Annotated in this window: 14 protein-coding genes; 13 read left to right on the top strand and 1 reads right to left on the bottom strand. The window is 54.4% G+C overall.

Translation table 11 applies throughout. From position 1 onward, the window contains the following. Positions 1-107 precede the first annotated feature (107 nt). From Q2B33_RS03660 to Q2B33_RS03600, 13 genes are all read left to right on the top strand, one after another. Positions 108-356 carry a hypothetical protein gene (locus tag Q2B33_RS03660; RefSeq protein ID WP_300913867.1) on the top strand — a complete coding sequence of 83 codons (249 nt, stop codon included), beginning with the start codon at positions 108-110 and terminating at the stop codon, positions 354-356. Positions 357-417: 61 nt separating this feature from the next. After that, a complete protein-coding gene (locus Q2B33_RS03655; protein ID WP_300782376.1) occupies positions 418-786 on the top strand; it encodes a hypothetical protein in 369 nt (122 codons plus the stop codon). A 150-nt stretch (positions 787-936) separates the two neighbouring features. Beyond that, positions 937-1,986 (top strand): lactonase family protein, encoded by a 1,050-nt coding sequence (locus Q2B33_RS03650; RefSeq protein ID WP_300565348.1) that lies wholly within the window; start codon positions 937-939, stop codon positions 1,984-1,986. A gap of 61 nt (positions 1,987-2,047) precedes the next feature. After that, the gene (aroC, locus tag Q2B33_RS03645) at positions 2,048-3,229 is read left to right on the top strand and encodes a chorismate synthase (RefSeq protein ID WP_300782379.1); all 1,182 of its coding nucleotides are present in this window, start codon (positions 2,048-2,050) and stop codon (positions 3,227-3,229) included. 47 nt (positions 3,230-3,276) lie between these two features. Then, positions 3,277-4,407, top strand: a complete 1,131-nt coding sequence (tgt, locus tag Q2B33_RS03640) for a tRNA guanosine(34) transglycosylase Tgt (RefSeq protein WP_300774426.1) — start codon at positions 3,277-3,279, stop codon at positions 4,405-4,407. Positions 4,408-4,533: 126 nt separating this feature from the next. Beyond that, positions 4,534-4,854, top strand: coding sequence for a preprotein translocase subunit YajC (gene yajC, locus Q2B33_RS03635; protein ID WP_300565354.1), 321 nt, complete (start codon positions 4,534-4,536; stop codon positions 4,852-4,854). A gap of 257 nt (positions 4,855-5,111) precedes the next feature. Then, positions 5,112-5,999: a class B sortase gene (gene srtB / locus Q2B33_RS03630; RefSeq protein ID WP_300782381.1), complete on the top strand. Its 888-nt coding sequence runs from the start codon at positions 5,112-5,114 to the stop codon at positions 5,997-5,999. A gap of 37 nt (positions 6,000-6,036) precedes the next feature. Beyond that, positions 6,037-7,089: an LCP family protein gene (locus tag Q2B33_RS03625; RefSeq protein ID WP_300819461.1), complete on the top strand. Its 1,053-nt coding sequence runs from the start codon at positions 6,037-6,039 to the stop codon at positions 7,087-7,089. Between the two features lie 87 nt (positions 7,090-7,176). Then, the gene (locus Q2B33_RS03620) at positions 7,177-7,815 is read left to right on the top strand and encodes a hypothetical protein (RefSeq protein ID WP_300782386.1); all 639 of its coding nucleotides are present in this window, start codon (positions 7,177-7,179) and stop codon (positions 7,813-7,815) included. Between the two features lie 329 nt (positions 7,816-8,144). After that, the gene (locus Q2B33_RS03615; RefSeq protein WP_300565362.1) at positions 8,145-9,596 is read left to right on the top strand and encodes a sugar transferase; all 1,452 of its coding nucleotides are present in this window, start codon (positions 8,145-8,147) and stop codon (positions 9,594-9,596) included. A 25-nt stretch (positions 9,597-9,621) separates the two neighbouring features. Beyond that, positions 9,622-10,497: a hypothetical protein gene (locus Q2B33_RS03610; protein ID WP_300565364.1), complete on the top strand. Its 876-nt coding sequence runs from the start codon at positions 9,622-9,624 to the stop codon at positions 10,495-10,497. 336 nt (positions 10,498-10,833) lie between these two features. Continuing rightward, entirely contained in the window at positions 10,834-11,430 is a 597-nt protein-coding gene (locus Q2B33_RS03605) for a hypothetical protein (RefSeq protein WP_300565366.1), read from the top strand. 115 nt (positions 11,431-11,545) lie between these two features. Continuing rightward, on the top strand, positions 11,546-11,710 hold the full coding sequence (locus Q2B33_RS03600) for a hypothetical protein (RefSeq protein ID WP_300782389.1): 165 nt from the start codon (positions 11,546-11,548) through the stop codon (positions 11,708-11,710). Here Q2B33_RS03600 and Q2B33_RS03595 read toward each other — a convergent pair. Continuing rightward, positions 11,705-13,150: an IS66 family transposase gene (locus tag Q2B33_RS03595; protein WP_300823050.1), complete on the bottom strand. Its 1,446-nt coding sequence runs from the start codon at positions 13,148-13,150 to the stop codon at positions 11,705-11,707. The two genes, Q2B33_RS03600 and Q2B33_RS03595, sit on opposite strands and share 6 nt — an antisense overlap. Positions 13,151-13,261 lie beyond the last annotated feature (111 nt).

The raw sequence follows: 13,261 nt of genomic DNA, 5'->3' as shown, positions 1-13,261 counted from the left end.
AGCTATGCCTCATGGATACCCTGGCCTGCGGCTATCCGGACATGTCCTATCACGGACAGTATGCCTGGAGGCCGGAGACGGAGGGGAATTACAGGCATGTGGGCATCATGCTGTGCGGAAAGTACGCCCAGGCCGATGAAAGCCGTGACGGCGAGTTCCTGTATCTGGCCATGAACATGCACTGGGAGAGCCATGCCCTGGCGCTGCCCAAGCTCCCCAGGGGGATGGAATGGGAGCTGGCGTTCTCCACGGAACCGGAAAGCATGCGGCAGGACGGGGGCCGGGAGGGCGAATGTCTCCTGCGGGAGGTGCCGCCCAGGAGCATCGCCATGTATGTGGCGGAGAGGAGAGGGTGAACTGGCACGGATTGACGTAAATTCGCATATGATACCATAAATATATCATATGGAGAATTATATGAACTGTATATTTTTGCTGTTACTGCTTGGCTGCTGCGGCGGCTGTGGAAATGGCCGCGGCTGTGGGAATGGCTGCGGGAACGGAATGGACTGCTGCGGCAGACCGGAACGGGGCGGCTGCCATGAGCATCGGCACCACCGCCATGAGAAGGAAAAGCCCTGCTGCGAGCCCCGCAATGATGGCTGCGGAGGCCGGGACGACGGGAGGGAAAGGCCCTGCTGCGAGCCTGAGCCCTGCGGCTGCGCCCGGGAGGAGCGGGAGTGCGGGTGCGACGCGCCCTCGTCCGGCATCATTCCCCCTCCGTGGCAGGACTATCCCAGGTTCCCGCGCAGGGACAATGGCGAGGACTGTGGATGTGAGCAGTAAGCCCGTCTGCGGAATGGGATAAGAGCGGTGAAAGGCGGTCCCCATGGAGGTTGACCGCCTTTTGTTCGTCCTTTTTTTGGAAAAGGTATTTAAAAGCGGAAATGATTATGCTATAATAGGGACATGTGCCGGGGAACGGAGGTTTTAAGCATGGAAAAAGACAAGTATGTGGCATATGTCTCCACCTATACGCAGGGAGACAAAAATGGAATAAAGATATATGATGTGGATATGGAAAAGGGACGTTTCATCGAGAAGGACAAGGTGGAGATCACCAATTCTTCCTATGTGACGATTTCCCACAATGCGAAGTATCTGTATTCCATCACGGATTTCGGGGTGGAGTCTTATCGCATCCTGAAGGACGGCAGCCTGGAGTTCATCAATTTCGCGTCCAACAACGGCATGCGGGGATGTTATCTGGCCACGGATTATACCGACAGGTACCTCTTCGTGGCGGGATATCACGACGGGAAGCTGACGGTGCTGAAGCTGGCGGAAGACGGATCCGTAGGCGACATTACCGATGAAATCTACCACAAAGGGCTGGGCATCATCGCGGAGCGCAATTCCAGGCCCCATATCAACTGCGCCCGTATGACCCATGACAACAGATATCTGCTGGTGGCGGATCAGGGCATGGACCATGTGAAGGTGTACCGCTTCGATCCGACACTGGGCAAGGTGGCGCTGGCGGACATCGTCCACAGCGAGCTGGACGCCAATCCCAGACATATCAAGATTTCCAGGGACGGCCGCTATATTTATATCGTGAATGAATTCAAATGCAGCATCGATGTGTTCTCCTATGAGGAGAAGAGCGGACAGCCGATTTTTGAGAAGCTCCAGACAGTGTCCACCTGCGAACAGGAGATGGGGAGCTTCAATGCGGCCAGCGCGCTGACATTCTCCGACGATCATAAATACCTGCTCAGCAGCAATGCCGGGGCGAATTCCGTGGTGCTGTACGAGGTGGATGAGGCAACGGGGCATCTCAGGGAGATTTTCGAGCTTCCTGTGGGAGGCGAGTATCCGAAGGATGCCAGCCTGTTCCCCAACAATAAGTTCCTCGTATCCCTGAACCATGAGTCCAACAGCATGACTTTCTTCCATGTAAATGTGGAGCAGGGGACCATGATCATGAACGGGCCGCCCATCAAGGTGGACGTGCCGAACTGCATTACGTTCCACAAACTATGAGATTGGATGGGTTGCTTGAAGCGGCAGCCCATTTTTCTTGAACGAGAGGACAGGAGGGAAAATGGCCGGTTCGACATATGGGACAGTTTTTAAAATCGCCACATGGGGGGAATCCCATGGAAAGGCTCTTGGGGTGGTCATCGACGGCTGTCCTGCGGGGCTGCCTTTGGAGGAGGCTGACATCCAGCGGTATCTGGACAGGCGCAAGCCGGGCTCCAGCGGCATCGCCACCCAGCGCAGGGAGGACGACGCGGTGGAGATTCTCTCCGGCGTGTTCGAGGGCAGGACCACGGGGACGCCCATCTCCCTGATGGTGCGAAACACCTCCCAGATTTCCAGGGACTACAGCGAGATAGCCTCCTATTACCGCCCGGGCCACGCGGACTATACCTTTGACGAAAAATACGGCTTCCGGGACTACCGGGGCGGCGGGCGCTCCTCCGGCAGGGAGACGGTAGGGCGGGTGGCGGCCGGGGCCGTGGCCTGTAAGATTCTGGAGCGGCTTGGGGTGCGGGTGTGGGCCTATACCCGCTCCATCGGCCCCATAGAGGCGGATATGGGCTCCTTCGACAGGGCGGTGAGCCTGCGCACGCCCACGGCCATGCCCGATGCGGCAGCGGACGCGGCGGCTGTGGAATATCTGGAGAAGGCGAAGCGGGAGACGGATTCCGTGGGGGGCTGCATGGAATGCGTCGTGGAGGGGCTTCCCGCGGGAATCGGCGATCCTGTCTTCGAGAAGCTGGACGCGAACCTGGCAAAGGCCGTCATGTCCATCGGCGCGGTGAAGGCCGTGGAGATCGGCGACGGGATTCAGGTGGCTGCCAGGCGGGGAAGCGAGAACAATGACGCTTTCCATGCGGAAGACGGAAATATAGTAAAAATGACCAATCACGCGGGCGGCATCCTGGGGGGCATCAGCGACGGGGATACCGTGGTGGTGCGGGCCTGGGTGAAGCCTACCCCTTCCATCTTCCTGGGGCAGCGGACAGTGAACCGGTCAGGGGAGGAGATCGAGGTCCATATCAAGGGACGGCATGACCCGATCATCGTGCCCAGGGCCGTGGTGGTGCTGGAGTGCATGACGGCGCTGACGGTGCTGGACGCCATGCTGCTGAACATGTCCGCGCGGATGGATTATATTGCCGATTTCTATGCCGTGGGCCGCAGAAATGCCGGGGCACAAAGCGGGGCGCCACGGAGCGCTGTATCGCGCAGCGGTGCGGGACAGGATGCCACGGAATAGGGTGAACATTACGGAAAACTATCAGAGTCGTCAAGGAGGAGAGAAAGATGTATCGCATCTTAAAGCAGGAAGGAAGGGCGAAGCGCGCAGAGCTTGTGACGGTCCACGGCACGATTCAGACCCCTGTGTTCATGAACGTGGGAACCGCGGCCGCCATCAAAGGGGCGGTGGCCACATCCGATCTGGAGCAGATAGGGACCCAGGTGGAGCTCTCCAACACCTACCATCTGCATGTGCGCCCCGGGGACAAGGTGGTGAAGCAGTTGGGCGGACTGCATAAGTTCATGTCCTGGGACAGGCCCATACTTACGGATTCCGGCGGCTTCCAGGTATTTTCCCTGGCGGGGCTGCGCAAGATCAGGGAGGAGGGGGTGTACTTCAACTCCCATGTGGACGGCAGGAAGATTTTCATGGGGCCGGAGGAGAGCATGCGCATCCAGTCCAACCTGGCCTCCACCATCGCCATGGCCTTTGACGAGTGCGCGCCCAGCAAGGCGGACAGGGGATATGTGCAGGCCTCCGTGGACCGCACGGCCAGATGGCTGGAGCGCTGCAAGCGGGAGATGGCACGTCTGAACGGCCTGGAGGATACGATCAACCGAAGGCAACTGCTCTTTGGCATCAATCAGGGAGCCGTATATCCGGACATCCGCATAGACCACGCGAAGCGGATATCGGAGATGGAGCTGGACGGCTATGCGGTGGGCGGCCTGGCCGTGGGAGAGACCCACGAGGAGATGTACCATATTCTGGACGAGGTGGTGCCGCATCTGCCCCAGGACAGGCCCACATACCTCATGGGCGTGGGCACGCCGGCCAATATCCTGGAGGGCGTGGAGCGGGGCGTGGATTTCTTCGACTGCGTGTACCCCAGCCGGAACGGCAGACACGGGCATCTGTACACCAACCGCGGGAAGATAAACCTGTTCAACGCCAAGTACGAGCTGGACGACAGGCCCATCGAGGAGGGCTGCGGCTGCCCGGCCTGCCGGAGGTATTCCAGGGCTTACATCCGGCATCTGCTGAAGGCCAAGGAGATGCTGGGGATGCGTCTGTGCGTGCTGCATAATCTGTATTTTTATAATACGATGATGAGTGAGGTGCGGAACGCGCTGGACGAGGGGAGATTCGCGGCGTATAAGAAGGGGAAGCTGGAGGGGATGGCGATGCAGGATTGACCGGGATTTCGGAAAAAGGTCAGGAAAATCCGGTCAGCCCCTTGACCGATTGGCTTTTATTGTGTATCATACTTATTTAGACAAGCTACGAACGTCTGGTTACCGTGACGTTAGAATGGAGGAAAGATGGGTATATTATTGACTGGTGCTGACGCGGCAGGGGCCGGGGGAGCCGGACTGATCAGCATGCTGCTTATGTACGCTGTGGTTATCGGCGCGATGTGGTTCTTCCTGATGCGCCCTCAGAACAAGGAGAAGAAAAGGGTGGCGGCCATGCTGGCGTCGCTGGCAATCGGGGACGTGGTGCTGACCACATCCGGCTTCTACGGAGTCGTAATCGACATGAAGGACGACATGGTCATCGTGGAGTTCGGCAGCAACAAGAACTGCCGTATTCCCATGGAAAAAAGTGCAATCAGCCGGGTGGAGAAGGCCGGAGAAGGCTGAGGATTGTTCAATATGCCGGTGCAGACCGATACGGGGGGGTAGAGGTCAGTTTTTTCAAAGAAAAGATGCGGAATATAGGCAAAAAAGTCGAATTAAACGGTCATTTATAGCAAAATATATGACACACCATTTGGAAAACTATCAAAATTACTAAAAAAATGGTAATTGTGAAATGGGACTTGCATTATGGGCGCATTAAGTATAAAATAAAAGAGACATTGTGAAAAGAGAGGATTCAAAAGGAGGACTGCTTGGACATGAGGAAGAATGACAAGGATGCGGGTGGCAACAGGGCGCGTATCTGGAAGATAGCGAGCATGGCGTTCCTCGTTGCAGCAATCGTGTGCACGGTGGTAGCCTGCGCGGGGAAGGCCAAGCAGGAAGATGCGGAGGATCAGTATGAGAGCCTGGCGGAGCAGACTACGAAGGTCGTACTGGAAGAGACTCCGGAGCCCTCTGCAGAAAGCAGCGAGGGCAGCGAGGCATCGGAAGAAGAGCCTGAAGAGGAGGTTGACCCCCTGAAGGCGCTGGAAGACATGGGTATCCCCGTTCCGGAAAAGCAGGTTGACTTCGACAATCTGCAGGAGACTGTCAATAAGGATATCTACGCATGGATATATATACCGGATACCGCGGTCGATTATCCGATTCTGCAGCACCCTACGGACAATACATACTATTTGAATTACAATCTGGACGGCAGCAGAGGCTATCCGGGATGTATCTATACGGAAGATTACAATGCGAAGGATTTTACGGATCCTGTGACGGTGGTGTACGGCCACAATATGAAGGATGGCAGCATGTTCGCGGGGCTTCACAAGTATGCGGACAGTGAATATATGGAATCCCATCCTTACGTTTATATCTATACGCCGGACAGCCTGCTGGTATACGAGATATTTACGGCACATGAGACGACGGATGAGCATATCCTCTATGCCCATAACTGGTTTGAGGAGAAGAGAGTATTTGAACAGTATATAGATGAAGTCAGGGATGCCCGCATTATGGGCAGCGTCCTGAGGGAGGATGTAGAAGTGGATGGGGATGGTCGTATCCTGACATTGTCCACCTGCATATCCACGAAGCCGAATAACCGTTTCGTTGTACAGGGGGTGCTATTGAATGCCAGCGAGGAATAGGGACGCAGGGGGAAGAACAGCAGTAAAGAAGGTTCGGGTGGGTCGTGTCCTGTTCAATTTGCTGTTGGGCGTGGTGGTGGTGATATTCGTCATTGCCATATCCTTCCTTTTGTTGCAGATATCCGGTAAGAACAGTCTCTACAGCAGGGCAGATGACGGGCAAATGATTTCTACGTTATCGGACATGGCTGTGGCTTTGGGCGGCAGTGCTGATGTGGAGGACGAAGACTGGCAGGAGGGGGACTTCCGGTTCGAGGGAGTTCATTACCGATATAATTCGGATGTGCTGACGTTTCTTTTTATGGGCATTGACAAGATGTCGGAAGTGCGGGAGGTAGAAGAAGGTATTGAAGGCGGTCAGTCGGATGCCAATTTCCTGCTGGTGTTGAATCCGCAGAGCAAAGAAATCACTGTCATTGGCATTCCCAGAGATACCATGACAGAGGTAGAGGCATATAACAAAGAGGGGATTTATTGGGGTCCCATGACAGCCCAGCTGGCTATCCAGCATGGATATGGAAATGGTACTGAACTCAGTTGTGAACGCAGTGTACAGGCGGTATCTAATCTGTTTTATGGACTGCCTATCCATGGGTATTGTGCTATTAATATGGGGGCTATTCCATTGCTTAACGATGCAGTCGGAGGCATTGATCTGCAGGCGATTGAGACTTTGGATTTCGGTGAATATCGAATTACGGAAGGGGATCAGCTTCATCTGGAGGGGATGGATGCCTATTACTATCTGCACAATAGGGATATCACAAAAGCGCAGACTGCCGCAGGGCGGCTTCAGAGACAGAAGCAGTATATCATGGCCTATGCAGCCAAGGCGATGGCAGCGCTAAAGAAGGATGTCACTTTTCCTGTATCTTTGTATGGAACATTGAGCAAATATATGGTGACGGACATTTCGGTGGATGAAGTAGGATATCTCGCTACACAGATTCTGAATTATAGCTTTGATGGCGACAACATGCATGTCCTGGAAGGGGAGACCACGAAGGGAGAGGAGTACGAGGAATTCTGGGTGGATGAGGATGCGCTTTACCGGTTGATTTTGGATATCTTTTATGAGAAGATAGAGTAAATCATGGAGGGAAAGATGTTTAAAATTTGGTATTAGGCTGAGAGGCTTGATATAACCACATGAAAGAGGTAAGGAGGAATGTAAAAAATGAAGAAATTTGCAAAAATGCTGGCGCTTGGTCTTGCGTTGGCTATGACCTTTGGCATGACTGCTTTTGCAGACAACAGTCCCATAACCCCTGATCCCGATGACGGAGCAACGGTTTGGTATCCTCAAGATTTTGTTTATGCAGATGTTTCTGTTACGGAAGAGGTGGCAGAGAGCATGGCAAAGGATATTGAAGCATCTGCAAAGAGTGCTGGACAGGATATTATTGATATCGTTGGTTCTTTTTCGCTGACTCCTCCCGCGAACTGGGATGGAAAGCCGGTCACAATTCAGTTTTCTGATACACCTGCTCTTGGTGCAAGTGAGGGCTTTGTGCTGTACCATTTTAAGGATGGAAAGTTCGTAGGGGAGATTGCTGTAGTCTGGAATAATGTTGACAAGCGTTATCAGGCGACTATTCCAAGCTTTTCAGATTTTGTGCTTGTAAAAGTAAAGGACAATGGTACTGTTAAGCCTGGCCTTCCCCCTGTTGAGGGAACCGCTCCCGCTACCACAACTGCTACAGGCGCTCCCGTGTCCCCTAAGACCGGTGAGACTCTGCCCGTAGCTGGCATGATGGCAGTTCTGTGCCTGGCTGGCGTTGTTGTTTGCGCTAAGAAGGCTCGCTGCAACGGCTAATCTGTTTTAAGCCCTGCCCATGCAGGGATAAGCATGGGATTAATCATGCATGATTAATCAGCAGTAAGAATCTGCTGTCAGGATGTGCTATACGTATTAAAATAAAAGAAATAAAATGAGAATCCTTTGACATGTGGTTATCCTGCCCTTCCCGGTTCGGGGGGGCAGGATGTTTAAAAAGGAAGTATGCTGCGGATTTCCGCAACAGATAAACGATTCTGCATCCTGCGCCGTAAGCCTCCGAAACGGACGAAAAAGGCGGCAGCTCGCGGCGCAGGATGCGGGATTGTGACAGGTAAGGGTTTACCAGAGAGAGGGGCGTTGCGGCCATGTATAGAAAAAAGGCCGGAGGATGGCTGAAACACCTTGATTTCATAGTGTTGGATCTGCTCTGCATACAGGCGGCCTTTCTTCTGGCCTATGCGGTGCGTATGGGGCCCACCAGCCCCTACCGGGACGAGGCGTACAAAGAAATCGGTATAATCGTCCTGTTGGCCGAGGTGGCCGTGGTGCTCCTGACAGGGGCTTTCAGCGGCATATTGCGGCGGGGGCGCTATGAGGAGTTCGGGGCGACCATCCGACAGGCGTGTCTGGTGGAGGCAGTGGTCATTACTGGGCTGTTCACGACACAGACCAGCGCGGATTACTCCCGGTTCGTCATCTATCTGACGGGCGTTCTATATGTCTGTATGAGTTATTTCCTCAGAGTCCTCTGGAAGGCTTTCCTGATACGGCGCAGGGCGGTGACAGATCAGCGTTCGCTTCTCCTGGTGACGGATTTCAAGCTGGCCCGGGAATGTGCGGCGGATATCATGGAGCATGGCACGGAGGGATTCCTGATAACGGGGATAGCGGTTCTGGACAGGGACATGCGCGGCGGCGAGATTGACGGCGTGCCCGTGGTGGCGGGAGCCGGGGATGTGGTGGATGCCGTATGCCGCAGTTGGGTGGATGAAGCTTTGGTGGTATTGCCCCGGGAGCAGCCTTATCCGGAGCAGCTAGTGGAACGCCTGGCCGGGATGGGCGTGGTGGTCCATGTCAGCGTGTTCCGGGCAGAAGACGGCGGCGGGATGCGGCAGTTCGTGGGCCATGTAGGCGGCCATACAGTATTGACCACCAGCATCAGCTACGCCACGCCCCTGCAGCAGTTCGCCAAGCGTGCCATGGACATCGCTGGCGGGATTGCGGGATGTGTTGTCACGGGTGTATTGTTCGTCCTGCTTGCGCCGGCGATTTTCATTGCCTCGCCGGGTCCGGTATTCTTTACGCAGGAACGTGTGGGAATGAACGGCAAACGGTTTCGGATATACAAGTTCCGGAGCATGTACATGGATGCCGAGGAGCGGAAGAAGGAACTGATGGAGAGGAACCAGCACGGAGACGGCCTGATGTTCAAGCTGGAGGGCGATCCGCGCATCATAGGATGCAGGGTGCTGCCGGACGGAACCGTGAAAAAGGGCCTGGGGAACTTCATACGCGACTGGAGCCTGGATGAGTTCCCGCAGTTCTTCAATGTGCTGAAGGGGGATATGAGCCTTGTGGGAACCAGGCCGCCTACCTTAGACGAGTGGGACCGGTATGAACCCCACCACCGGGCCAGGCTTGCGGTACGCCCGGGCATCACCGGATTGTGGCAGGTCAGCGGCAGGAGCAAGATTACGGATTTCGAAGAGGTGGTGAAGCTCGACACCAAGTACATCACGGAATGGAGCATGGGGCTGGATTTCAGGATATTGTTGAAGACCGTGAAGGTAGTGTTCGGCCGGGACGGGGCGATGTAAAAATATTTCATAAAGGATGGTTGCTATGGATAATAGTCAGAGATATGAAGAAGAGATTGATCTGAAGGATTTGATGCTGCACATTTTGTACAGGTGGCGTTCCGTTTTGGTGATTGCGGTGCTGGTTTGTGCTTTGGCAGGCGGCTATGCCGCCATATACGACCAGAATGTCTATCCGAAGGAGCGTTCGGAGGTAGAGGGAAGGCTGCAGGCGCAGAAGGATATATTGGCGGAGCTGAAGGAACAGGCGCAGCCGGATGCGCCGGCACCTACGGATTCCGAAGGCCGGACAGCAGATCAGGTGCAGAAGGCGATTGAGGAGATAGAGAAGGAACTGGGCGAGGTGAAGGAGCTCAGCATCCCGAAGTATGCCGTCATCGGCTTTGTGGGAGGGATGTTCGTCCTGGTGTTCTGTTATTGCCTGGGCTATGTGTTCAGCGACATGATACGCGGCGAGAGGGAACTGAAGGAAAGGTATGGCTATTATATGCTGGGGGCCATTCCGAAGAAAAGGAAGAAGAAGCTTTTCTCAGGTGTGGACGGGCTTTTGACGAAGCTTAGCGGAACGGAACGGATTTCGGAGGAGGAAGCCTACAGAATCGTGGCCACGAACATAACGAATCTGGCGAAGGACGGAGGGACTTTCCTGGTGACGGGCACCGTGGACATCGGGAGGCTGGAGGAATTCACCGAGAGAATCGTGCCCCAACTGCCGGAGAGCGTTATGCTGATGACAGGCGCCAGCATGAATGCCAATGCCAGCACACTGGAGATGCTGGCGGAATGCGATGCCGTGATTCTGGTGGAGGAACAGGACGGATCCCTTCGGACCAAGGTCCAGAAGGAGTATGAAAGCATTTCCGCGCTGGAGAAGAATGTGATAGGCTATGTGCTGACGTAGGCTTGGGATAGAAACACAGAAATAATGTATAGCAGATGATTGCACCTGACAGAGCGTTGCGGCCTGTCAGGTGTTTTTGCTGTCTGGCGTTGCTGAATGACGCCAACGAAAGAGAGGATGGAAAACGGAAAAAAGGAAAAAATGATAATTGGCAATTGTATCGGGCCTGCAAATGTGTTATAGTATTGTTCAGAAGCTATGATAGCTTTCATTCGATAAGCAGGAGATTCTAATCTGCGGCAGACTATGCCGGCAGAACTTGATGTCTGACATTCTATTATCTCAGAACTTCCCTGCTTGACACCAACCAGGATAATATGCAGGGAGGAGCAACGCGTGCGTTCTGTATGGGCCGGATTCCTGTCCCTGCGGAAAGGCGGGACGATGGGGGAACCGAACAATGCTTTGAACGTGTACATGAAAAAGCCGAACCGGATACGGTCGGTGCTGGAGTATTATTTGGGAGAAAAGCTGCCAGAGGACTGGAGCTTTGAGCCGGCCGATGGATTCTATGCCGTCAGGAACTCAAAGGGGAAGCTGTCTTTTCGGCAGAGAGATGTCATCAGACGGATAAAGGCTGGAGGATATAGCTTCTGGCTGGGGCTGGAGAATCAGGATGCAGTCAACCTGATTTTTCCATGGAGGCTCATGGAGATGGACAGTCTGGAGTATGGGGCCGGGATTGAGCGGATACAGGAAAGGAATCGGGCGGAAAATTCGGTATATACGGAAGATGACGACTTCATGTATGCATACCGGAAGCGCGACAGGCTTGAACCGATCCTGAACCTTACGCTGTATTGGGGACGGAAGCGATGGAAGCAGCCCTTGTCACTGGCGGATATGGTGGACATGAGTCTGCTGCCGGAGCAGTTGAGGGAGCTGTTTGCGGATTATCGCGTGCATCTGATCCACATGAGGTATACTGCATAACGCTGAATACTGCCTAATGTAATCATGCGAATGAACCAGTCAGCGTTATGCAGTCTGGTTTCACGGCAAGTGAAATCGTTAAGCAGTATATATTCCGGATGAGGCGTTGCAGAAGATGGATTCGGATCTGAAATATGTCCTGGGCATCATGAAATGCAGCGAATCCAGGAAGAGGTACGAGAGATATATATGGGAGAACAGGGAGTATTTCAGCAGGATACCGAAGAGCGCGTTGGATGTCATCGATGTATGCACGGTAACTGTTCAGCATCCCCTATGAAAAGATAAACATAGGGTCGCCCGAAACCGCATTTTGGATTGCCATATAAGCGTTGTAGCCAAGCTTCCTTGCGGTACTTGCATAAGACATTATGTCAAGATATTCCTGCGCACCATCCAGGGTACGGAAACAGCCGGATATCTTGGTCTTTGCTTTTGTCATGCGCAGGTCGCGTTCGGCCTGGTTGTTGTCGAACGGCACTGCAAAGTCCTTTATAAAAAGGCAGACTGCGGCCTTGTGCTCCTTAAGGCGGTCCACAAGTGCCAGGACCTTCCCGCGTTTTTTGCGCCCCTTCTTCTTCCCGGGCCCTGGCTCTGGGACAGGGGTCTCTTCATAGGCTGTTTCGATGGCCCCATCGTACATCCTGCTGAATTTACGCTGGTAATAGCGGCTCAGCTCCATGTCACCGCTTTCAGCCCTCCTGTCCCTGGCCTTCTTCATTTCAAGGAGGAGGCTCTTGAACTTTGTCGGCCAGGTGTAGTCCGGGTGGCCCTCCTCGATGCCTGTCAGCTCCCTGAGGAGGTGTGCGCAGCATATCGCGTGCGTGATGCCTCCAGGGTGCTTCCAGTACGGGGCCCAGCAGTCATGGACGAGGGTGCCGTGGAACCTTGGCAGGCACCCGATGTCCTCCATGGCCTCCCATCCGCGTTTGGCATGGACGCGGATCAGGGTGTACCTCCCATTGCACAGCACATGTGCCCATTTGAGCTTTCCGTCCACCCTTATCCCGGTCTCGTCGGCGTTGTCCACGCTGCTGTCCATGAGGCGGCGGCCAATCTCCGATATGGCGTCGCAGAGCCTCCCGGCGCACCGGGAGACCATGGACTTTATCGTGGCTGCTGAAAGGGGGACGTCGAACACGTTCGCCAGTATCTCATGTGTCCTTGCGATGCTGACTGCACCCACAGTGTTCAGCGCCACCACAAGCGCCTGCAGGCTGGCGCCGTACTGGACCGGGCCATTGACCCCTTCAGGGAAGCGGCCGTCACGGCTCCACCCATGCAGCGGGCAGTCCGTGACCCGGTACCTGTCATACTGTACGACTTCGGTGGTGACTACGGCATCGATGACCTGCCGGCTCTCGGTGACCTTGGCTTTTGCCATGCACTCGTCTCTGCGTGGGCATTTGGCGCACTTTGAGGGCATGCACCCTACGATCCGGTCAGGCCTGCGCTGGGCAAGGTTGGCACCTTCATGGCCTTCCTGCCCGCCCTGTTTCCTACCCGACCTGCCATGGAGGCTTGCAGGTTTTTTCGCATAGCCGTCTGATGAAGGGGGCTTGGAGCTGTTTTTGGAGTTCCTGTTCTTCTTCTCCTCCAGTTCCTTGATGGCCTGCTGGAGTTCAGATATCTCTGCTGTCAGTTCGGAGACCTGCTTTGTAAGCTGGGCAATCTGTTCCAGCAGCTGCTGCACAAATTCCTGCGTTATATTGAACGGCATCCAGACCATCCTCCTTCTTGTTTTGATGCTTATATTGTATCAGAAAGGATGGAAAAGATCCAGTACTTTTTCTTGATTTCATGTAATTTTAAGGGGCTGCTGAATAGTTAC

The sequence above is a fragment of the uncultured Acetatifactor sp. genome, assembly GCF_948601915.1.
Taxonomy (GTDB): Bacteria; Bacillota; Clostridia; order Lachnospirales; family Lachnospiraceae; genus Acetatifactor.
The sequence above is the reverse complement of the archived record's forward strand: the minus strand, read 5'-3'. Positions and strand labels throughout refer to the sequence as shown.